The organism is Pseudomonas sp. TWR1-1-4, from assembly GCF_049897165.1.
Lineage (GTDB): Bacteria > Pseudomonadota > Gammaproteobacteria > Pseudomonadales > Pseudomonadaceae > Aquipseudomonas > Aquipseudomonas canadensis.
This window is the reverse complement of record NZ_JAFCVS010000008.1, coordinates 435,774-458,073: the sequence shown is the minus strand read 5'-3', so window position 1 is coordinate 458,073 and position 22,300 is coordinate 435,774. Positions and strand designations below refer to the sequence as shown.

Here is a 22,300-nt window from a genome sequence, read left to right as displayed (position 1 = left end):
CGATCATTCATGCCTTGCGCCACGGCTTCAGCCACAGCCCCATGCCCAGCAACACCACGGCGCCGGCCAGGGTGCTTAGCCCCAGTTGCAGCCACACGTCTTCAATCCGAAACAGCGCCAACGCCGCCACGCCCATCAGCAGGGCGCTGAGCAGCCAGTTCCGCGCCCAGGGCAGGGCGCCGAGCAAGGCCTGGCGTTGCATCAGCAGCAGCGCGGTGCAGATCACCCCGGCCAGTGCCGCCAACGGGATCCCCGCCAGGCCGAACACAAACGGCAGCACACCGAGCAGCAGCACATTGACCAGGCTGCCGAGCAGTTCGCAGCGCAGTGGCTGGCGCGTGTCCCCGGCCGCGTAGGCATAGCGCGCGAGCAAAGCATTCCAGGCGCCAAATACCAGCGGCACGGCAAACCAGGCCAGCAGCAGCGGCAACGGCGAGTCCAGCGACTGCTTGGGCAGCAGCAACGCCACCAGGCTCGGGGCCGCCGCCACCAGGCCGACACCGGCGGGCAGGGTCAATACGCTGGCGGTTTCCAGGCCACGTTTAAGCAGGGCCAGGCGTTCATCGCCCTGGCGGCGGCTCATCATGCCCAGCAGCACCTGGTTGAGGCTCATCAGCGCAATCAGCGGCAGGTTCATCAGCTTGCGTGCCAGGTTGACCCAGGTCACCGCGCCTTCACCCAGCAGCGATGCCACCAGCCGCTCAATCAGCGCCAGGCCCTGGCTGGCGCCGTTGCTCAGTAACAATGGACCGATGCGCTGGCCCAATTCCCGCAGGGGCGCGAGCGACAATTGCCAGCGCCACGGCCGCCAGCCCTGGCGCCACATCGATGGCAGCAACGCCAACGGCATCAACAGGCTGCCGGCCAGGCATGCCAGGGCCAGCGAGTGCGGTTGGGTGGCGGTGCCAGCGAGGGCGAGGTAGGTCACCGGTGGCAGGTTGAACAACAACGAACCCATGCCGGCCAGCACAAACCGTTCGCTGGCCTGCAACGGGATGCTGAACAGCGCGTGCAGCATCAATCCCGGCACGCACCAGGCGACGATCTGCAAGTTGCTGCTGGCGAGCACCGTGGCGCTCGCCGCCAAGCCCGGTCCGAGCAGTTGCACCAGCCACGGCGCCAGCAGCGTCAGCAGCAGGCTGGTGACCAGCGCGATCAGCAACAGTGCCGGGAACAATACCGCCAGCCAGCTCAGGCGTTCGTCGTCCTTGCGCGCCAGGTACAGCGGCAGCGCCGCGGCACTCAGCACGCCGCCGGCCAGTGACATGCGCAGCGCTTCCGGCAAAAACAGCGCGATCAGGAATGCGTCACTGCGCTCGCCTGCGCCCCAGGCCGCCACCAGCAGCCATTCGCGGGCAAAACCCAGGCACAGGCCCAGCAGTGTCGCGAGCGTCAGCCAGACGGCGGAGCCCAGCATCAGGGCTTGGCGCCATCAAGCACGGGTTTGCGAAAGACCACCGGTTTCACCTGCGGCAGGCGTGCCGGAAATAGCCGGCGTGCCTCCAACACGTTGATGCCGACCATCAGCCAGAACAGCGCGACCATCACCACCGCAAAGCTGAAGTAGTGGTCGAACAGGCCACTGACCAGTGCCGAGAGAATCCCCGCCGTGGTACCCAGCCAAATGGCGTTGTCCTTGGTCAGGCGGATCGGACCGATTTCCGGCCGCGCTTCACGCCACCAGCGTACGGTCACCGCGATAAAGAACAGCATGCCGACGATGCCGGTTTTGTAGATGTAGTTCAGCCACAGGTTGGAGATGCCCAGCAAGTGAGTGTCCGGCACCGGTGGATCGACCTTGAAGCCGATGCCGAACGGGTACGACGCTACCGCCTGCGGGAACATGCGGTATTCGTCGAAACGTACTTCGGTACTGGCGTTGCTCGAAGAAAAGATCGTCGCCAGGCGTTCCTGCAACGGTGGATAGGCCATCACCAACACGACGGTCAGCGCCGCGCCGATCATCAGCAGGCGGCCGGTATACGGCACCCGGCGCGTGGCCATCCACAGCAGCACCAACGCGAGGCTGACCATCGCGCCACGGCTACTCGCCAACAGCAAGGCCGCCGCGCCCAGGCATGCCACGCCCAGGCCCAGCGCGCGTTTCCAGCCTTGCTCGGTCATACCGAAACAGAAGGCCAGGGGCAGCAACAGCGCCATGATCCCGCCGATGGCATTCGGGTGCATCCACGGCGAGCCCATGCGTGAAGACATGGCTTCCAGGCCGAATTTGAGCATGTCGAAGTTGCCGTAGTTGAACAGTGCTAGCACCGGCGCAATGCCGGCCCCGGAGCGCGTGCGCACGAACACCGCAATCGACAGCACCAGCATGGCCAGGCTGCCCAGCAGCAGGGCGATCACCAGGGATTCGCGGTGCTTGTGGTCCACCAGCAACTTGGCGCAGAGGAACACCCCCGACAAGTTCAGCAACCAACGCAGCCAGTTGGCCACGCCGCTGCTGTCGGCGTGGATGGTGACCTGGCCGACAATGAAGGGAAACACGCTGAACACCATCAGCCACAACAGCATTTGGTCGGTCGGGCGTCGAGTGAGGCTCGGTGTATCCGGCCAGCGTGCCAGGAAGCTGTTCCACAGCACCGCGCCCCAGGTCAGCGCCAGGATCGCTTCGCTGACGGTACTGCGAATGCCCAGGTTGATCGTGGAATACGGCATGAACGTAGCCACCAGGGCGAACAGCAACAGGCCCCAGAATGGAAAGCGCAGGATGGTCACCGCACCGGCCACGCCGACCACGGCGAGGAACGCCTTGGCCGGCGACAACAACAGGGCGACGGCGCCAAACAACAGGCCTAGGAGGATGGCGACGAGGCTGGGCAGGTTCACTCTCACTTCAATTCCTCGATCAATTCGGCCAGGCGTCGGCGGTAGGCGTGATGGTTGAAGCGTTGTGCCCATTGCCGGTTTTGCTCGGGTGATTCGTCTTCAGTGCGCTCGCCGAGGCTGAGCATCAACTGCGTCAATGCCGGGCCGTCGGTGGGCGAAAAACGCGGCGCCGATGGCGGGGTGATTTCATCCAGCGAGGTGCCGCTGGCTACCGCCACGGGGGTGCCGACGCTCAAGGCTTCGATCACCGGCAGGCCGAAACCTTCGGCATAGGACGGCTGCCACAGGCGCGAGGCCTGGCGGTACAGCGCGTGCAATTCGGCGTCCGACACGCCACTGAGCGCACGAATCCCTGGCAGGGTACGCTGAACCTCGGGTAAATGCTCAAGGCTGCCCACCAGCACCAACTCCGGCACGGCGGGGGATTGCTGTCGCGCCTGCCGCCAGGCGTCGACCAGGAACGGCACGTTCTTGCGCAGCTCACGCGTGCCCACCAGCAGCCAATAGCGCTTTGGCAATTGGCGCGCACTGAGGTCCGCCGCCAGTTCGCAAAAGCCATCGACCTGATTGGGCAGTACGCGAATCTTGCCGGCAGCCTTGGGAAACAACCGCGCGGTTTCATCGGCGCTGTAGTGCGACGGCGTCCACACCCGGTCAGCGCTGTGCACCGCGTAGGCAATCGACAGGCGATCGCTGGTCTTGTAGATCAGCGCCTTCAGACGGTTGGCGTGGTAGTTGTTCAGCGTGATTTGAAACAGATCATGCAACAGCACGACCGTGCGCAGTCCCTTCGGCTTGGGCGGCAATGGCAGGCCCATATTGAAGGTGCTGATGTACAGGTCGATCTGCTGTTCACGCAATGCGCGCGGCAGAAAACCGGCCTCGAACCGCAGGCGATTCTGCGGCTGGTGCATCGCGGTCTTGGCGCAGCCCCAGGCCGGACAATGGGCCTGCAAACGGGTTTCATCGCCCAGGGGCGCCACGGTAAATCGCTCAAGCTCGATGCCCGGCAGACCGTGCAGGGCGCTTTCCAGCGCATACACCTGACGGCTGATGCCCGATTGCGGCGAGGTGCCGACGGTGCGGTAATCCAGGCCTACACGCATGCGGGCTCCTTTTGATTCACGGGCGAAAGGTTGGCGTACACCTTTTCCAACTGGCTGGCGGCGACGCTCCAGTCATGGGCGCGCCGCACATAGGCCCGGCCGGCTTCGCCCATGGGCGCGGCGGCGTCGGGAAATTGCAGCAGGCGCACCACGGCGTCGGCCAGGCTCGCGGCGGTCTGCCCGCCGAGGTAGTCCAGGCCTTCCACCAGGTCCAACCCCGACACGCCTTGCTCGGTACTTGCCAACGGCAGGCCGGCAGCCAGTGCTTCCAGCACCTTGAGCTTGGAACCGCCGCCGTGACGCAATGGCGCCAGAAACACCGAACAGCTCGACTGCAGTTTCAGCAGGTTGGGTACGAACCCTTGCCACTCGATGCGCGGGTCCGGCCAGCGTTCACGCCAACTGTCCGGCATGCCGAAGCCGCACACACTCATGCGCGCATCCGGGCAACGCTCCCAGACCTTGGGCAGGATTTCATCCAGGGCCCACTCGATGGCGTCGACGTTGGGCGCGTATTCATAGTTGCCCAGGAACAGCACGCGGCGGGTCGACGGGTCGGGTCGGGCGGCGGCGAAGTGATCGCAATCCACGCCATTGACCACCACCGACACGGGTTTGCCGGCGATTTTTTCCAGGGTCTTGGCATCGCTGTCGGTGACCGCCACCACGTGCGTGGCCTGGCGCATCACCCGGCGTTCCCAGCGGGTATAGCGCCATTGGTCATAGCGAATGAAGGGCAGCGACCAACCTGGCAAGCGGTCATAAGTGGCCGCACCAAGGGCTGATTCGACATTGTGTTCGGTCAGCACGAACGGCTGGGATTTACGCGCCAGTGCCTCTTCATAGGGTTGAAAACTGTAGCTGTGTTCGATCTGCACCACATCCCAATGTTCACCCAGTAACCAGTTGAAGGTGTCCTGCAATCCACCCGACAGGCCATTCACACTGGCGAGCAACGGGTAAGGCGCGAACAGCCCGGCGAGCAGCGTCGTGACGCTGCGCAACGGGCGACGCGGCAGGATGATCAACTGTTCGAGAAAGGCCTCCAGCACCTGGCGGTCGGTAAGCGATACCGGGTGTTTGTCATGCAGCAGCAAGGTGATCCGGTGCCCACGCGCGGCCAGGCTGCGCAGCAGGTGGAACTGGCGCGTCTTGCCACCGCTGGTGGCGGGCCAGGGCGAGTAGGGCAGGATCCATAAAATGCGCATGGCAGGCCTCACTCCCATAACAGAATTTGCAGGTTCGACTTGACCGGAACGGACAGGCCATCGGTGCCGCTCACCGGGGTTTGTGTGCCGCGCAGCGGGTCGTACAGAGTGGCGCTGGCCAAGCCCGGCAAGTGCGCGTTGCCGCCTAGGGCCGACCAGAAAAACCACAGCTTGCGCCCGTCGGTGCGGGTCCAGCCAATGCTGAACAAGCCGTCGGGCAGCGCGTCGGCGGCTGGCGGATCGCCCGGTGTGAGCTTCGGTCCGCTGATATCGAGGAAGTTCTTCAGCGCGGTGTAGACCGGCTTGGGATTGGTGTCGATGTCCAGCAAGCCATAGGAGCGATCACGCACGCTGGCGCGCTGGTCGAGGTCGCTCAGGGTGAACAGGAAAATCTTGTCGTAATCCATCGCGCTCATCAGCGCCAGGCGGCGCACCACGTAGTCGGCCTGCGCCTGTGGCGTGATGATGTCCTGGGCGTCTTTGGGCCCCTTGTAGGTCGACCAGCCCCACTCGGTACTCCACAAGGTTTGCACGCCGCCGTTGCGCAGGGCCTGGTTGAGCTGGGTGGTCTTGGCGATGAAATCCAGGTTGGCCGGGTCGTTGCCTTCGGGCAGTTGGGTGTAGGGGTGGTAGGAGATGATCGTGTTCAGGCTGGCCAAACCCAGTGCGCCCAAGGCGTCAAACATGGTCTGGCCGTTGGGCATTTCACTGAAGAACGCCATGCCGGCGGCGACCACTGGTTTGTTCGGGTTCACGGCACGCAAGGCGTTGGTGGTGACGGTCAACAGATTCGCGTAGCCGGCCGGGTCCGCCACCGGGCGCCAGAAGCCGATCAGATTCGGTTCGTTCCAGACTTGCCAGGCATCGACGCTGGGGTAGCGCTGGGAGAGCAGCGCCATGCGGTTGGCGAACACGTTGGGGTCTTTTGGTGGGTACTGGTCCGGGTACAGCGACAGCGGTGGCGCGCTGGTGATAAAGCGTGCCGAACCCACCAGGTAAAACACTGACTTGATCTGGTTCTGTTGCAGCTTGCCCACCAGTTCATCGAGGGTGGCGAGCTTGTATTGGTTTTGCGCGGTTTCCAACTGGTCCCAGTGCAAATCCAGGCGCACCCACTCCAGTCCCAGTGCCTTGAGGCGGTCGATCTGCTTTTGATAACGCTCGGGGCTGAACCACAGGAACTGCGCATTCACCCCCAGAAAATCCTTCCACACCACTTCTTTGGAGCCCTTGAGCACATGGCTTTCGGCATCCGCCTGACGCCCCCATAAGAATGCGGTCAGGCCCAGAGCGGCAACCAGCGCAAAGGTGGCGAGATAGGTGCGTTTACGCGCCATAAGGGGCTCCGCTGATGGCTTGCTCGAAGAGCTGTTTGAATTTTTGCGCGGTCAACGGCCACAGGCGCTCGCGGCCGATTTCCCCGGCGCGTTCGGCCCAATCCCGCGCCAGCGATGGCGTGCGGGCCAGGCGCAGCAGTTGTTCGCCCAGCGCGGCGACATCCCCTTCGGGGTAGATCGCGCCGTTGCCGCTGGCGACTTCCTCGGCGAATGCGCGCGCGTCGGAAGTGATCGCGCCGCGCCCGCAGGCGGCGGCCCAGGATAACGCGCCACTGGTGCCGCGCTGGCGCCCGAGCAGGCCGAGTTTTTTCGATTCACGGTAGGGCAGCACCATTACATGGTGGGCCTGGATGGTCTGGGCGATCTGATCGGCCGGCAGGTTCAGTTGCCAGTCGATGGCGTCGGTCAGGCCCAATGCCGCGATCTGCGCGTTCAGCTGTTCCAGGTAGTTGCCGCCCGCGCCAAACGCCATTTCGGCGGCGGTGCCGCCGGCCAGGGTCAAGCGCACGCGGTCGCGCAATTCGGGGGCTTGCTTGAAGACATCCGCCAAGGCTTGCACCAGGTCTTCGATGCCTTTGCCCCGGTAGATAAAGCCGAAATACAGCAGCCGCAGGGTATCCAGCGACGGCAATGCAGCCGGTGCAATCGCCAGGTTGGCGTGGTTGATCACTGCGACTTTGCCGGCCGGCAGTTGCATGCGCTGGGTCAAGCAGTCGGCACCCAGGCGGGTGAGGGTCACCAGCCGGGTCAGCCCCTTGGCGACCTGGCGTTCTTCGCGCAGGGTCAGCGGGTCGGCCAGCACCACCGCCGCTTGGGGCAATGGGCTGGGTAGGCGTTCCAACAGATTCAAGGGGAAGGGCAGGTGCTCACGCCGCCACACGATGCGCTCCGGGTCATGCACGGTGGCAGTCAACGGCAACTGCGGATAAGCCTTGCGCAGTTCACGCAAGGCCAGGAATTCCCCGAGCCGCCCGCCGCCCAGTTCGGCGTGCACCAGATCGACGCTTTGCCAGTCGAAACCGCCGATGGCTTGCTTGATCGCCTCGCAATTGCCCGCCACGCCGGCCAACGGTGTCAGCACCGTCACACCGAGTTGTTCCAGTGCCGTACGGAAATGGTTCGCGTAGTCGGCGATCCCGTTCTTTTCCGGCGGCAAGGGCGCGAGCAAGGCAATGCGCATCAGAACGCTCCCCGGTATTTGCCGATGGTGTGCAGCACTTTGCTTGGCACTTCGAACTTGCGACGGTTGATGATGATGCCGTCCACCTTGCCAAACGCGGTGTTGAGGATCGACAGCGCGTGCTCCACCACCGGCACGGTACTTTTGCGCGCTTCCACCACCAGGCCGATCAGGTCGGCGCGGCGCAGGTTGACGAACGCTTCGCGGTTGTCCAGCAGGGCCGAGGCGTCGAGCAGCACCACTTCGCCCGGCGCGGCGGTTTCCAGCCCACCGACCCGCACGTTGATGCCGTTCTCATGCAGCAATTGGCGCAGTTGCTCCACCACGAAGGTCACCCCTTCGCCATGGCGCGCCGAGGTCAGGCCCAGGGTCAGGCCTTGCTCGGCAATGCGGTCGGGCTGCAGCAGGCTGTACAAACGGTAGATGCTCGCATTGAACGCGTTGGTACTTTGCGCGGTGGAGGTGTCCAGCTCCGGCAGGGTGGTCCACAGGGGCAGGCCGAACTTGCGCTCCACCAGGCCGCCGTCGTGAATGCGCTGGTCGAGCAGGTAGCACAGGTAGATCACCAGCAGGCCGACCACGATGGCAAACGGGATCGCCAACACCAGCATCACCAGGGTTTTCGGGAAAATGCGGCCCGGGTTCAGGGTGGCCTCTTCGATCACGGCGATGTTGCTTATCTGGCTGTTGTCCAGCTCACGGTCGATGCGCGATTTTTCCAGGTTATCCACGTACAGCGCGTAGTTGCGCTCGGTGGTGTTCAGCTCCCGGGAGAGGCGGGCCAGCTCCGGTTCAATCTCCAGGGCCTCCTTGCGCTGCGCTTCCAGGTTCACCAGTTGTTTCTGCTGTTGAACCAGTTGGGTGCGCAGCGCCAGGTTGTTGCTGGTTTCATCCAGCAACACGCGCTGCAAGTGGATTTCCAAGGTGTTTGGCGCACGGTTTTCCGAGGCTTGCACCGTGTTGCTCTCGTTGTTGACCTGCACCTGCATGGCCCGAATTGACGCGTCCAGGGCTTTGACCGGCGGCGCGTTGTCGGTGTAGGTGCGCATCATGTCGGCCTTTTCCAGCAGCTTCTGGTTGAGCAGGCGACGCAAATCCTGCTGCTGCGGGTTCAGTGCGATCTGGCGCACCGTGGTGACTTCCTTGGGCTGGCCCTTGAGCTGGGTGCGCGTGCTCGCAATGGCACTATCGGAGGACGCGATCAGCCGCGTGGTATTGAAGGTCTCGCCGCGCAGTACGTTGATGCGCTCGGACAGATCCTCCAGGCGATCGGTGATGCTCGCCGCGCCGATCTGGTTCAGGTGCGTGAGGATCTGCTCCTTATAGCTCTTGATCTCGGTCGCGCTGTTGGCCACCTGGCCTTCATAGAAGGCATACAGGCTCTTGCGGCCCAAGGCCTCGGTGCGCTCGTTGATGTAGGTCTCGACCCAATCCTTGACCACCGCCTGGGCGATTTCCGGGTCGCTCCACTTGAACGTGATGTCCATCACCGTGGAGCCGGCGGCGTGGCTCACCTCGAAGTTCTTCTCCAGGCTGGCGGCCAGGCGTTCGACTGCCGTGGTTTTTTCGACGATGCCCACGGTTTCCATGACCACGCGCACGCCGTCGAACACCGCCCCCACGCCACTCTTGACGTAGTACTTGGTGCGTTTCCAGAAACCTTCCGGAGGTGGTGCGTTTTCGATCACTTCCAGGTAATGCTCGGCCACCGCACGCACGATGGGCCGGCCGGTGAGCAGGCGCTCCTCGTCGACAATCGGGTCACGCTGGGTGCTGGGCATCACCAGCGCCTGGCGGTTGCTGATCTCGATGGGCAAGGTCGAATCACGCCCCGGCTTCACCAACAGCCGCGCGGTGGATTCGTACTTGGCCGGCAGCAGGAACGCCCCCAGCAGGATGATCACCAGCGCGGCAATCGCCGCCAGTTTGAACTCGTGCCGGAAGATGAAGAACAAGCGCAGAAGATCACGAAAAGAACGGATCTCGATCATGGGATGTCGCTCCTTTAGTTATTGCCGCCGCTGGTTCGGGTGTAGTTGTAGCCCACCCCAATGGACTTGGTGAATGGGATCAGTTGGTTCATGTAGGTATCCACCCCTTGGATGCGTTCGCCCACGTTGGATTTGGGCACGAACACCACATCGCCGCGTTGCAGATGCACGGGTTTGCGGCCGTTGGGGCCGGTCTTGAGTAACTGGCTGAAGTCCAGGAAGTACGCGCGATACGCACCCTGGGCGTCTTCGCGCAGCAGGGCGACCATGCTCGCATTACCCGCCGGGCTGACGCCGCCGGCACCGATAATGGCTTGTTCCAGGGTGTTGGCCGTGCCGAGCTGCACCGCCGTCGGGTTGTTCACCGCGCCGCCGACGATGATCGAGCTGCCCGGCGCCTGGTTGATGTTTACCGTTACGCGCGGTTCGCGGTAAATGGGCGCCAGTTTGGTAGTCAACTCCGTGGCCAGCTCCGAAGGCGGGCGACCGGCGACCTGCACCGGCCCCAGGAACGGATAGTTGATCTTGCCGTCGGTCTGCACCGTGTACAGCGTCAGCTCATAAATGGTGCTGACGTTGAACGCCGACAGTGTCGGCATTTCGCCGGCATCGCGCACGATGCGCAACTGGTCGCCGATGCGGATGCGTTCCACCGCCGGCGGCAGTTGGGCAAGCTGGTCGAGGGCGCGTTTGCCTTCCTCGACCGTATCGCCGTCGGGCGGGACGATGCGTGCCGGCGTATTGCAGGCGGCCAGGGCCAACATGGCCACGACGAGCAGGGTTCGTTTCATCAAGGGGGACTTCCTGTGGGTCATGATGCTCACCTCCAATAACCGGGAAACATGCTGATGCGCCGCTTGAGGGCGAGGGGGAGGCGACGCTCCAGATGGCCCAGCCGGTAGCCGAGCAGTTTGAACGCACTGCGCACCAGCACTTCGGGGGCGCGGTGCAAGGCTCCGGCTTTGCGCAAGGCCGCGAGTTCGGCCAGCACATAGCGCTTGCCTTCGCCACCCGCGTCGCCAAAGGCCTGTTTGATCCACGGTTCGCGACCGTAGAACACGCCGATATCGAAGTAGCGGTGAAATTCATCCAAGAGTTTGTAATCGTGGGAATGATGCACCAGCGCCGTGGCGGCGTAGCGCACTTTGTAGCCTTCGAGCAGCATGCGCGCCGCGACATAGGCGTCTTCGCTGCCGATCACATCCGCCGGAAAACCGCCCACCGCTTCCAGCACACTGCGCCGGTACACGGAAAACGAGTCGGAACTGAAGCAGGTCTTGATGCCCAGCTCCGGCGCATCGGCCAGGCTCTTGCTGCGGCTCTGCTCGGGGTAATTGAAGTGCCGCGATTGCGCACCCAGCACACCCGCATCCGGATGCGGCAGCTGGCGGCCGTAGGCCACGCCGTAGAGCGGGTCCTGCTGCAATTCGGCGAGCAGGTTGGCGAAGGTCTCCGGGGTGGCGGGGATCGCGTCCTGGGTCATCACGATCAGCGCGTCGCCGGCCACTTGTTCGCTGGCCCAGCGCCGCGTGCCGCCGTGGTTGAAGTCGCGTGCGTCGATCACTTCGACCCGTGCGCCGAATTCGCGAAAGCGCGCCACGGTGTCATCACTGGAGGCGCTGTCCACCACCAGCATCTCGTCAGGTTGCAGGGTCTGCATCTTCAGTGCCGGCAACAGGCGCGGCAGGTGGCTGGAAGCGTTACGGGTCGGGATGATCAGTGACGTACGCATATCATTTTTTCACTTCAGCCGGGGCGCGCCCGTAGATGTCGTCGAAGCGCACGATGTCGTCCTCGCCCAGGTACTCGCCGCTCTGCACCTCGATCATCACCAGGTCGATGATGCCGGGGTTGGTCAGGCGGTGTTTGTGCCCGGCGGGGATGTAGGTGGACTCGTTGGCGTTGATCAGGAACTCGCGCTCGCCGTTGGTGATCTGCGCCGCACCGCTAACCACTACCCAGTGCTCGCTGCGGTGGTGGTGCATCTGCAACGACAGCGACGCTTGCGGCTTGACCACGATGCGCTTGATCTTGAAGCGGCTGCTTTCTTCCAGCACGGTGTAGGTACCCCACGGCCGGGTGACCGTGCGGTGCAGGCTGTACGCCGGATGGTTCTGGCGCTTGAGCTCGGCGACGATGTAGCGCACATCCTGGCTGCGGTGGGCGTCGGCGATCAGCAGGGCATCCGGGGTGTCGACGATGATCAGGTCACGCACACCCACGGCGCCAAGGATGCGCTTGGGCGAGTCGATGTAGCAGTTGTGCACGTCATGCAGAATCGCCTCGCCATTGACCTGGTTGCCATGAGCGTCGCTGGGGGTGAGTTGGCGCAGGGCTTCCCAGGAACCGATATCGCTCCAGCCGATGTCGCAGGGCACCACGGCGACTTGCTTGGACTTCTCCAGCAGCGCCACGTCGATGGAAATATCCGGCGCACGGCCGAAGGCGTCCGAGTCCAGTTCGCGCTGGTGCGAGGTCTTGTTTTGCAGGCTCATGCTGTGCTCGAGCGCGGCGCGCGCCGCTTCCAGCACGTCAGGGGCATGGGTGGCGAGCTCGTCCACCAAGGTGCTGGCCTTGAAGCAGAACATGCCGCCGTTCCACAGGTGCTTGCCGCCGTCGAGGTAGGCTTGGGCGGTGGCCTGGTCGGGCTTTTCGACAAAGCGTTTGACCCGATGGCCTGTGCTTAACGGCTCGCCTTGTTCGATGTAGCCAAAGCCGGTTTCCGGGTGGTCTGGCTGGATGCCGAAGGTCACCAGGTAGCCGGCTTCGGCCAGCTCGCGGGCCCGGGTCACGGCTTCGGCGAACGCCACTTCATCGAGGATCAAATGGTCGGCGGGCATCACCAGCAACTGCGCGTCGCCGCCGTAGTGTTCCTGCACATGCAGCGCCGCCACGGCGATCGCGGCCGCCGTGTTGCGGCCAAACGGCTCCAACAACAGGTCGAGGGGCAGGTGGGCTTTGTTGACCGGGCGATAATCATCCAGGGTGCGGAACAGCAGGTCGCGGTTGGTCACCGTCAATACGCTTTCTACGCCGGGCAATTTGGCGGCGCGCTGGAAGGTTTTTTGCAGCAGGCTCTGGCCGTCGCGCATGCGCATGAACGGCTTGGGCATGTTCTGCCGAGACACCGGCCACAGCCGCGTGCCCGAACCACCGGAAATGATGCAGGGAATTAATCCGTTGAGTGTGTTCATCAATAGACTTCCTTGGTGGAAAGGACGGCCGGGACCGTCATGAAGACGATGTACAAGTCAAACCACACCGACCACTTGGAGATGTACTCCAGGTCGTACTCGACCCGTTTCTGGATCTTGAACAGGGTGTCGGTCTCCCCCCGGTAACCGTTGATCTGCGCCCAGCCGGTGATGCCCGGCTTCACCCGATGCCGCGAGCTGTATTCGCTCACCGCCACTTCGAAGGGAACGCCCGCCGCTTTGGTTGCCGTGGCATGCGGGCGCGGGCCGACCATGGACATGTTGCCCAGCAGCACGTTGAACAGTTGCGGCAGCTCGTCGATGCTGGTCTTGCGGATGATGCGGCCCACACGGGTGATGCGCGGGTCTTCGCGGGTGGTCTGGCGTTCGGCAGTGAAGTCGCTCTGATCGGTGAACATCGAGCGGAACTTGAACACGCGGATTTCATTGTCGTTGTAGCCGTAGCGGTTCTGGCGAAACAGCACCGGGCCTTTGGAGTCGAGCTTGATCGCAATCGCCGTTGCCAGCATCACCGGCGACAGGCACACCAGCGCGAGGCTGGCCAGCAGGAAGTCCTCACAGCGCTTGATCACCGGCGACCAGCCGCGCAATGGCAATTGCGAGGTGTTGAACATCAGGATGCCGCCCACATCGGTGATCTTGCTGTGGCCGTAGCGCAGGGCGGCCATGTCCGGCACCAGCATCACGTTCACCGATAACTGCCGCAGGCGGTTGACCAAGCCGTGGATGCGCTGCTCGGCGGCCCAGGGCAGGCAGATCATCACTTGGTTGACCTGCTCGGCGCGGATCAGTTTTTCCAGGTCGCGGGTGTTGCCCAGCAGGGGCAGGTTGCTTAGCTCCTTGGGAATGCGCTCGGTGCGGTCGTCGATGAAACCGATCAGGCCGGAACGGATATCTCCGTTGCGCTGCAGGTGATCGGCGACATGCACGGCGGTGTCGGTAAAACCCAGGATCACCGTGCGTTGCAGGTATTTTCCGGCACGCATCAGCCGACGGTACAGCCGCAGCATCACCAAGCGCTCTAAGCAGAACAACGCCAGGCTGGCCACGTACCATGTCACCAGATTGCGTGGGGTCAATTGCGGGAACATCTGCAGGATCTGGTACATGAACAACAGGAAACAGAAGGCCGCCGACCAGGCCTTGATCTTGGTTTTCAGGCGCAGCCGGTTGCTGAACAATTCTTCGGAATAGATGCCCAGAGCCTGGAACAGAATGATGGTCAGTACCGCGAAAAACACCAGCAGGCCCAGGAAGTGGGCACGCATCTCTGGGTCCATCGGGTCCAGGAACAGCACCAGGACCAGTGGGGGCAAAATGGCCGTCAGGCCATGGATCAATTTGACGAAAACAACAAAAAACTCAACAAACCCGGCGCGCGTTAAAAACAAACTGTCGACGGACGACTTCTCTCGCATAAAAACATCCCTCATTGCACTCCAGGCTTCGCTGTTTGATTGTTTGTTCAATAAAGCAGCAGGCTGCTTTAGAGCGCTGGTCAAACTGGCTACTCTGGGTAATACGCAACTTTCCATCCAAAATGTAGCTATCCATTTGAAGGGGGTTTGCGGGGGTAGTGACTAAAGGAGTGTTCCCTTACTGTGCTCAGTCAATGAATTGACTATGGTGCGGAGGTGGCATGCTAGACAGGTTAATGAGTCTTTTATTCGGCATTTTATTGACGTTCCTTGTCTGGACACTCGGTCATCAGGGCTGATTTTGAGTGTAGGAACAAATGTGAGATTTTTCCTGCTTAATGGAAAAACCTTTTTCGAAGCGACGTAGGAAAGGGGGACAAAGAGGGAGTTGCAGGGCGCACTAAGCACCCTGCTTGCGGGGCTTTCGCCGGATCAGAAGTCGCCTTTCAAACTCACGGTGAAATTACGCGGTTCACCGTAGAAGTTGCCCCAGGAGGCTGTGCCGACGGTGTTGAAGTAGCTTTTATCAAACAAGTTATTTCCGTTGAGTGCGACGGTCCAAGTGTCGTCGATACGGTACGCCACGCGGGCGTTCCAGGTCGCATAACCCGCCTGTTCGAGCTTGATGCCCTGCACGCGGTAGTTGCTGCTTTGCGCATTGACTCCGGTGCCTACGCTCCATTTCGACAACGCACCGTCGAGCTGATAGTCACCCCACAGCCGTAGCATGTGCCGAGGCACGTAGGTGTTGGATACGCCACCTTCTTTACGGGTGTCGATGTTGTTCAGGGACTTGGTCTGGGTGTAGGTGTAGCCGCCGAATACCTGCAGGCGCTCGAGCACTTCACCGCTGATTTCGGCCTCTACGCCCTGGGCGCGCACCTTGCCTTTGTCGGTGTAGCAATAGCCATCGGCGGAGGTCGGGCAGAAACTGGCGTAGTCGGTTTCGGCACCATTTTTCTCGATGGAGCGGAACAGGGCCAGGGAGCTGTTGAGGCGACCGTCGAACCATTCGCCTTTGATGCCCAGCTCATAGTTGTCACCGATCTTGGGCTTGAGCGCTGCGCCGTCGGCGGTGGCGTAGGAACTTTGCGGCTGGAAGATATCTGCGTAGCTGGCGTACACCGACAGGTGCTCGTCAAGGTCGTAGATCAGTGCGGCAAACGGCGTGACTTCGCCGGTTTCCTTGGTTCGTGCGTCCTGCACAGCCCATTCGCCCCAGGCCAGGTTGTTGGACTGGCGACGGTTTTCGTACCAGCTCACACGGCTGCCGACGATAAACATCAAGGGCTCGGCCAGGCGCAGGCGCAAGGTGGCGTAGGTGCCGTATTGCGTGGCGGTTTCCTTGACCGTGCCGCCACGGTACATGTTCGGCCAGAAGGTGTTGTCGGCCGGTTCCGGGAAGTGGTGGTCAGGCTGGTAGATGCTCTGGCGCTTGGGCAGGTTCTGGATCGCGTAGACGTCGTCCTGGGTGCCACGGCTGCCGTTGGCGCCGAGGATCAGTTCGTGTTGCAGGCCGAAGGCTTCGAACTTGCCGTCTATATAGGCGTCGAGGCCGTAGTCCTTGTGGTCGTAGTCCATCAACGCCGCATAGGAGTTGGCCGTGGGCGCCGGGTCACCGTAGTTGATGGTGCCTTCGCTGGCGGCATATTTTGTGTCTTGCAGGTTGCGGCTGTGTACCGCCGCGACCTTGAGTTTCCAATCATCGTTGAAGTGGTGGGTCACGTCAGCGAAGAACGTGGTGCGCCGGCTTTGCCAGTCGTTCCAGGATTGGCCGAGGCAGGTCGAGCGGCTCAGGTTGGCGCTTTTGCCGTCGGCGTAGCGCGGCAGCCCGCCCCAGCACGGGGTGGCGTCGACATCTTCGTAGCTCGCGCCGACACCCAGGGTGGTGTCTGGCGTGAGGTCGAAATCCAGCGCGCCGTAGAACGCCTGGTCCTGGCGCTTGGCGATGTCCATGTAGGAGCCGCGAGTCTGTTGGCTCACCGCCGCACGACCTCGCAGGGTGCCGCTGTCATTCAGCGGGCCGCCGGTGTCGACATCGGCGCGGTAGTTGTCCCAGGTGCCGGCGGACAACGACAGGCTGGTGGTGGGCTTGGCCTGGGGCCGCTTGCGCACGAAGTTCACCGCACCGCTGGCGGTGCCGGCCCCCTTGAGCATGCCGGCGGCGCCCTTGAGCACTTCCACACGGTCGTAGATCGCCATGTTCGCACTGAAACTGTCGGCCTGGACGTAGTCCTTGCCCATGTCCAGGGGCACGCCGTCGTATTGGTATTGGCCGAGCATTTTGAAGCCTCGGGAGTAGAAATACTTGCCGCCCATGGGTGATTCGTAGGAGGTGATGCCGGGCGTGCGTTCCATCACGTCATCGATGGTAGTGACGTTCTGGTCGTCCATGAATTGGCGGGTCATCACACTCACCGATTGCGGGGTTTCCCGCAGGCTGTGTTCGCCCTTGCCGATGGTGACCGCGCCGGTAGTGTAGGAACCGGTGCCGTCGGTGGTGGCGCCCAAACGTTCGCCGTTGATCAATGTGGCGCCCAGGTTCAGTGTGCTGGCATCGCCTGCTTGCGGCAGCAGCATCCAGGTGCTGTTGCCTTGGCGTTGGGCTTGCAGGCCCTGGCCGCGCAGCAGTTGTTCGAGCGCTTGCTGAGGATCAAAGCGTCCATTGAGGCCCGAGCTGGTTTTGCCGGCGACGCTGGTGGCGTCGTACGACAGGCTGATGCCGGCCTGACGGGCGAACTGGTCCAGCGCACTGGCCAGGGCGCCGGAGGCGATATTCCAGTCGCGGGCCTGGGTGTCGTTGGCCGGTGTTTCGGCCATCACGGCCAGTGGCAGGGCGCCGCTCAGGCAGACGCCAAGCAAGGCGGCCTGGACCGCGCGCTTGAGGGGGGAGCTTGGGGAGGGGAACGCTTGCATGACCGCGGGATGCTCCTGAAGGAAGTGGACAGAACCGGCCTGTTGATCGGCCTTTCCTTACAGGTCGAGCGGCAATGAGAATTCACCTCATTTATTTTCTGAAAAATTACACGCGCGGTGAAACGGTCACCCAATAGCGGCTGCGGTAAGTGACATCGAGCTTGAGCGATTGCGCCACCAGGCCCAGCACCTGGTCGGTGTCGTCCAACTGATAAGTCCCCGACACCCGCAGCCCGGCCACTGCCTCACTGCAGCGCAACACGCCGTTGCGATAGCGGCCCAGCTCGGTGAGAAAGTCGTCCAGGCGCATATTGTGGGCGCTGATTACCCCGTCGCTCCAGGCCCAGGGATCAAGTCCGTTGGCGACCGCCGGGCGAATGCCGCTGCGGTTGAACACCATGGGGGCGCCGGGCGTGAGGACCTGGCGTGCGCTGGCCGCCTGGCTGTCGGCAAACACCGCCAGCGTGCCTTGCTGCACGGCAAGCAGGGTGCCGTGGGCTTCTTCGCGCACCAGGAATCGCGTGCCGAGGGCGCGCAGGTAACCGTCGCGGGTCTGGACCCAGAACGGGCGGTTGTCGGTCCCGGTATTCACCACGATTTCCCCTTGGCGCAACTGCACCAGGCGCCGCTCTGCGTTGAACGACGCATCGATCGCGCTGGCGCTGTTGAGTTGGATCCGGCTGCCGTCGTTCAATGCCACCCAGCGCCGTTCGCCGGTGGCGGTACGGTAGTCCGCCATCAAGGCGGGCAGGGGCGTGTAGTCGCGACCGAGCCAGGTCAAACCGGCGGCGCCGGCCACCAGGCCCAGCAGTTTCAAGCCTTCACGGCGGCTGATGCGTTGGCGCGCCCCACGCAGGGCATGCCGACCGACCTGGGCCGGCAGTTGGGTGAAATCGTCATTCATCGTCACCACCCGCTGCCACACCCGCTGGTGTTCGGCGCTGGTGTGCAGCCAGCGTTCGAACGCGGCCGTGGCGGCGTCGTCGGCGACATTGAAGCGCAGGGTGATCATCCACTGGATGGCCTGGTCGACCAGTTGCGCGTCAGCCTTCGACATAACGCAACCGGTAACACGCGTGCAGGGCCTTGGACAGGTCACGCTCCACCGTGGCCTTCGACACACCCAGGCGCAGGGCGATCTGCGCACAGGTCAGGCCGTCCAGTTGCGCCAGCAAAAAGGCCTCGCGCACGCGCGGCTTGAGCTGGTCGAGCAGGCGGTCGATGCGCTCCAGGCTATCGAGGATCAACAGGCGGGTTTCTTCCGATGGCACCTCGACTTGCGGGAAATGCGCGAGGCTTTCGAGGTAGGCGCGTTCCAGTTCACGGCGCCGGTATTGGTCGATCATCAGGCTGCGGGCGATGCTGCTCAAGTACGCGCGCGGTTGTTGCAAGGTTTGCTGGCGGCGCGCATTGAGCAGGCGCACGAAGGTTTCCTGGGCCAGGTCGGCGGCGTGTTCACGGCAGCCGGTGCGGCGGCTCAACCAGCCGCGCAGCCAGGCATGATGGGCATGGTAAAGCTGGCCGATGGCGGCATGGTCCAGTGGGTGATCGCTCGACATGGGCATCCTGGCGCAGCTGTCTTAATTGATAATGTTTCGCATTCTAGACGTTGGTCGTAGCGATTCGCAATTACTGGAGAAGAATGTATCCAGCACAATTTTTTGTTCGCTTAACGTGCACGGACTAATCTGCGGGCTTTCCCGGTGGAGGGCTTGAGCATGATCGACCTTGCGACCCTGGCGGTATTTTCCGGTGCTGTGCTGTTGTTGCTGTTGTCGCCGGGGCCGAACATGGCCTTTGTGATCAGCCATGGCGTGACCCATGGTTGGCGCGGTGGGATGGCGTCGGCCCTCGGCATCGGCGTGGCGGACCTGCTGCTGACCGCCTTGACCGCCACTGGGGTGACGGCGCTGGTTGCCAGTTGGCCGCCGTCCTTTGACCTGATTCGGTATGCCGGGGTGGTTTACCTGTTGTGGTTGGTGTTCAAGACGTTGCAGAAAAATGCTGGAGGCGACGCCGTGCATGTCAGTCGTGTGCCCTTGGGGCGGGTGTTCCTGCAAGCCATGCTCAACAGTTTGCTCAATCCCAAGGCTTTGCTGTTTTTTCTGGTGTTCTTGCCGCAGTTTGTACGGCCTGAGGCGGGGTGTATTGCGGTGCAGTTGATGGTGCTGGGGGGCGTGCTGACTTTGATTGCAGCGGTGTTTCATGTGCTGCTGGGGGTGTTTGGTGGAGTGCTCAGTCGGTTTTTTGCCAGGCGCTCGAAGGGTGCCTGGCTGCAGAAGTGGGGGTTGGCGACGGTGCTGACGGTGCTGGCCGTGCGTTTGGCGGTGATGTCTCGGCCAGGCTGAGTACATATCCGTTGTTTGGGTAACGGCTGATATGGGTTCCGCCCGACCCAAACATCGCTTTTTCAGTATCCCCAGGAGCTATGCCGAATCACCCCAACCGAGCCGCCGCCCGCGCAACGATCTCCCCACGCACCCTGCGCGATTCAGCCGTGCGTTTGTTGGCTTCCTCCAACACATGCTTGGGCGCCGTATCCGGACGCCCGGAATCAAACGGCGGTGCCGGCGCATATTCAATCTGCAATTGCACCAGTTGCGCCGCCGCTTCGCTGTACAACTCGGCAGCCAACGTCAGCGCGAAGTCAATGCCGGCAGTGATGCCGCCACCGGTCAGCAGGTTGCCGTCACGCACCACGCGTTCTTGCACTGCAATTGCACCGAGCGGGGCGAGCAGGTCGTGGTAGGCCCAGTGTGTGGTCGCCTTGCGCCCGCGCAACAAACCGGCGGCACCGAGCACTAGCGAGCCGGTGCACACCGACGTCACATAGCGGGCGGTCTGAGCTTGGACCTTGAGGAAGTCCAGGGTCTGCAGGTCTTCCATCAACGCGCCAACACCGGAGCCGCCAGGCACGCAAATCACATCCAGGCGCGGGCAGTCGGTATAGGTCATGGTCGGTGTGAACACCAGGCCAGTGCTGGAAGTGATCGGTTCCAGGTCTTTCCACACCAAGTGCAACTGCACATCCGGCAGCGAACCCAGTACGTCATAAGGACCGGTGAGGTCCAGTTGCTGGATACCGGGGAACAATACAAAGCCAATCTGCAGGGTCATTAATAGCGCTCCGTCAAAGGGGTGGACGGCTTCACTCTAGAGGCCTAGGCTGTGGCGAATACGCCATTGATCCCACGAATCACGCCAATCATGTCCAGAATCGTCCACGTCCTCGCTTTCGATAACGCCCAGGTGCTTGATGTCACCGGACCGTTGCAGGTGTTCGCCTCCACCAATGACCTGGCGCGTCAGCGCGGCCTGCCGTTGCCTTACGCCGTGTCGGTGATTGCTGCCCAAGCGGAGCCGGTGATGACGTCGGCTGGCTTGGCACTGCTGGCCGAGCCGCTGCCCGCCGTCGATGCGCCGTGCGATACGTTGGTGATTGCCGGCGGCTGGGGCGTATACGGCGCCGCCGAAGACCCGGCGCTGGTGGAGTGGGTGCGCGAGAAAGCCCGTCACACCCGGCGCATGACGTCAGTGTGTACCGGCGCGTTCCTGCTCGCCGCCAGTGGCATGCTCGATGGCTGTCGCGTGGCCACCCATTGGACACGTTGCGAAGAATTGGCGCGCAAATTCCCGGCGTTGACGGTGGAGTCCAACCCGATCTTCATCCAGCAAGGCGCCGTATGGACGTCCGCCGGCGTCACTGCTGGCATCGACTTGTGTCTGGCGCTGGTGGAAGAAGACCTGGGCCGCGCTGTGGCCCTGGAGGTGGCGCGGCACCTGGTGGTGTTCCTCAAGCGCCCCGGCGGCCAGTCCCAATTCAGCGTGACCCTGTCCCTGCAAAAAGACGACAGCCGCTTCGCCGAACTTCACGCCTGGATCGCCGAAAACCTCACCCTGGACCTGAGCATCGCCACCCTGGCCGCCCAAGCCGGCATGAGCGAACGCAGCTTTGTACGCCACTACCGCGCCGAAACCGGTCAGACCCCGGCACGTGCCGTCGAATTGATCCGCGTCGAAACCGCACGTCGGCAATTGGCTGACAGCGCGGCGTCGATCAAACGCATCGCCGTGCAGTGTGGTTTTGGCTGTGAAGAAACCCTGCGCCGCAGCTTCCTTCGCGCCTTGTCGGTGACGCCCCAGGCTTACCGCGAACGTTTTTCGCCCAGCAACTCCAGCAGCGCATCCAGCGTGGCTTGCGGTGCTTCCTGAGGGATGTTGTGACCCACGCCGGGCAGCACCTGACGCCGGTAAAACCCGCTGAAATGCTCGACATCATCATCCACTTCAGGCGGTGGCCCCACCCCATCATCGGCGCCGCACAGCGAAATGCTCGGCACCGAGATCGGCGGCTGCAAAGTCAGCGCCTGCTCGATGGTTTCCAACGTCGGGTCGCCGGGCGCATACATGAAGCGGTGGCGATAGGAGTGAATCACCACCTCGACAAAATCCGGGTTATCGAACGACGGCGCGGTCTGCTCATACAGCCCCGGCCCCTCGGCCCAGGACGGCGACCATAACGACCACAGCAACTTGCACAGTTCGCCACGGTTGGCGGTCAAGCCGTCCACACCGCGCTGGGTGTGAAAGTAGAACTGATACCACAAGCGATGCTCCGTCACCGGCGCCCTGGGCTTCAGTGACTTGGCGATGTCCTGGATGTTGTAGCCATCGCCGGTCACCAACCCGCGCACGCGCTGTGGCCACAACGCCGCGACGATACACGCGGCTCGCCCACCCCAGTCGTACCCGGCGAGGGTGGCTTGCGGGATCGCCAGCGCATCCATGAAGTCCAGTAGGTCCTTGGCCAATGCGGCCTGCTGCCCGGAACGCATCACCTGCTCGTTGATAAACCGCGTCGGGCCGTAACCGCGCAGGTACGGCACCAGTACCCGGTAGCCACGCTCGGCCAGTACCGGCGCAATCGCGTCATAGCCGCGCGGGTCATAGGGAAAACCGTGTAGCAGGATCACCGGCTCACCGTCGAGGGGGCCGTGGGCTTCGTAGGCGATATCGAGCATGGGCGTGCGTGCGTACAGCAGCGGGGTGGCGATCGTCATCGGAGGCTCCTGTTAGATGCTGGAA

At 62.9% G+C, this 22,300-nt stretch carries 18 protein-coding genes; 2 read left to right on the top strand and 16 right to left on the bottom strand.

What is annotated here, in order from left to right; all coding sequences use genetic code 11:
* Window positions 1–7: 7 nt before the first annotated feature.
* The 14 genes from murJ to ACP7C6_RS26570 all read right to left on the bottom strand — a co-directional run bounded on the left by murJ (window position 8) and on the right by ACP7C6_RS26570 (window position 18,774).
* Complete coding sequence (gene murJ / locus ACP7C6_RS26635) at window positions 8–1,417, bottom strand: murein biosynthesis integral membrane protein MurJ (protein ID WP_426109466.1); 1,410 nt, start codon at window positions 1,415–1,417, stop codon at window positions 8–10.
* Window positions 1,417–2,844 carry an O-antigen ligase family protein gene (locus ACP7C6_RS26630; protein WP_311895533.1) on the bottom strand — a complete coding sequence of 476 codons (1,428 nt, stop codon included), beginning with the start codon at window positions 2,842–2,844 and terminating at the stop codon, window positions 1,417–1,419. The genes murJ and ACP7C6_RS26630 overlap by 1 nt, the downstream gene beginning before the upstream one ends.
* A gap of 2 nt (window positions 2,845–2,846) precedes the next feature.
* Window positions 2,847–3,950, bottom strand: coding sequence for a glycosyltransferase family 4 protein (locus tag ACP7C6_RS26625; RefSeq protein WP_068931717.1), 1,104 nt, complete (start codon window positions 3,948–3,950; stop codon window positions 2,847–2,849).
* Complete coding sequence (locus ACP7C6_RS26620; protein ID WP_028619524.1) at window positions 3,941–5,158, bottom strand: glycosyltransferase family 4 protein; 1,218 nt, start codon at window positions 5,156–5,158, stop codon at window positions 3,941–3,943. The genes ACP7C6_RS26625 and ACP7C6_RS26620 overlap by 10 nt, the downstream gene beginning before the upstream one ends.
* Before the next feature lie 8 nt (window positions 5,159–5,166).
* Window positions 5,167–6,495, bottom strand: coding sequence for a GH39 family glycosyl hydrolase (locus ACP7C6_RS26615; RefSeq protein WP_311895536.1), 1,329 nt, complete (start codon window positions 6,493–6,495; stop codon window positions 5,167–5,169).
* Window positions 6,485–7,675, bottom strand: coding sequence for a glycosyltransferase (locus ACP7C6_RS26610; protein WP_426109465.1), 1,191 nt, complete (start codon window positions 7,673–7,675; stop codon window positions 6,485–6,487). Before ACP7C6_RS26610 ends, ACP7C6_RS26615 begins: the two co-directional genes overlap by 11 nt.
* Window positions 7,675–9,666 (bottom strand): GumC family protein, encoded by a 1,992-nt coding sequence (locus ACP7C6_RS26605; protein ID WP_028619527.1) that lies wholly within the window; start codon window positions 9,664–9,666, stop codon window positions 7,675–7,677. The genes ACP7C6_RS26610 and ACP7C6_RS26605 overlap by 1 nt, the downstream gene beginning before the upstream one ends.
* 14 nt (window positions 9,667–9,680) lie before the next feature.
* The gene (locus ACP7C6_RS26600; protein WP_028619528.1) at window positions 9,681–10,457 is read right to left on the bottom strand and encodes a polysaccharide biosynthesis/export family protein; all 777 of its coding nucleotides are present in this window, start codon (window positions 10,455–10,457) and stop codon (window positions 9,681–9,683) included.
* 29 nt (window positions 10,458–10,486) lie between these two features.
* Window positions 10,487–11,398: a glycosyltransferase family 2 protein gene (locus ACP7C6_RS26595; RefSeq protein ID WP_311895539.1), complete on the bottom strand. Its 912-nt coding sequence runs from the start codon at window positions 11,396–11,398 to the stop codon at window positions 10,487–10,489.
* Between the two features lies 1 nt (window position 11,399).
* Window positions 11,400–12,860 carry a mannose-1-phosphate guanylyltransferase/mannose-6-phosphate isomerase gene (locus ACP7C6_RS26590; RefSeq protein WP_028619530.1) on the bottom strand — a complete coding sequence of 487 codons (1,461 nt, stop codon included), beginning with the start codon at window positions 12,858–12,860 and terminating at the stop codon, window positions 11,400–11,402.
* Entirely contained in the window at window positions 12,860–14,299 is a 1,440-nt protein-coding gene (locus ACP7C6_RS26585; RefSeq protein WP_028619531.1) for an undecaprenyl-phosphate glucose phosphotransferase, read from the bottom strand. Before ACP7C6_RS26585 ends, ACP7C6_RS26590 begins: the two co-directional genes overlap by 1 nt.
* A 432-nt stretch (window positions 14,300–14,731) precedes the next feature.
* Window positions 14,732–17,215 (bottom strand): TonB-dependent siderophore receptor, encoded by a 2,484-nt coding sequence (locus tag ACP7C6_RS26580; RefSeq protein ID WP_426109464.1) that lies wholly within the window; start codon window positions 17,213–17,215, stop codon window positions 14,732–14,734.
* A 106-nt stretch (window positions 17,216–17,321) separates the two neighbouring features.
* Window positions 17,322–18,272 carry a FecR domain-containing protein gene (locus ACP7C6_RS26575; protein WP_426109463.1) on the bottom strand — a complete coding sequence of 317 codons (951 nt, stop codon included), beginning with the start codon at window positions 18,270–18,272 and terminating at the stop codon, window positions 17,322–17,324.
* Window positions 18,259–18,774: a sigma-70 family RNA polymerase sigma factor gene (locus ACP7C6_RS26570; RefSeq protein ID WP_028619534.1), complete on the bottom strand. Its 516-nt coding sequence runs from the start codon at window positions 18,772–18,774 to the stop codon at window positions 18,259–18,261. The genes ACP7C6_RS26575 and ACP7C6_RS26570 overlap by 14 nt, the downstream gene beginning before the upstream one ends.
* A gap of 159 nt (window positions 18,775–18,933) precedes the next feature.
* On the opposite strand from ACP7C6_RS26570, the gene ACP7C6_RS26565 reads away from it, so the two are divergent.
* Complete coding sequence (locus ACP7C6_RS26565; protein ID WP_426109462.1) at window positions 18,934–19,563, top strand: LysE family translocator; 630 nt, start codon at window positions 18,934–18,936, stop codon at window positions 19,561–19,563.
* Between the two features lie 88 nt (window positions 19,564–19,651).
* On the opposite strand, the gene inhA is transcribed toward ACP7C6_RS26565, so the two are convergent.
* Window positions 19,652–20,332, bottom strand: coding sequence for an isonitrile hydratase (inhA, locus tag ACP7C6_RS26560; RefSeq protein ID WP_068931727.1), 681 nt, complete (start codon window positions 20,330–20,332; stop codon window positions 19,652–19,654).
* 90 nt (window positions 20,333–20,422) lie between these two features.
* On the opposite strand from inhA, the gene ACP7C6_RS26555 reads away from it, so the two are divergent.
* Complete coding sequence (locus ACP7C6_RS26555; RefSeq protein WP_426109461.1) at window positions 20,423–21,427, top strand: GlxA family transcriptional regulator; 1,005 nt, start codon at window positions 20,423–20,425, stop codon at window positions 21,425–21,427.
* On the opposite strand, the gene ACP7C6_RS26550 is transcribed toward ACP7C6_RS26555, so the two are convergent.
* Window positions 21,361–22,275 (bottom strand): alpha/beta fold hydrolase, encoded by a 915-nt coding sequence (locus tag ACP7C6_RS26550; RefSeq protein ID WP_236318494.1) that lies wholly within the window; start codon window positions 22,273–22,275, stop codon window positions 21,361–21,363. The genes ACP7C6_RS26555 and ACP7C6_RS26550 overlap by 67 nt on opposite strands.
* Window positions 22,276–22,300 lie beyond the last annotated feature (25 nt).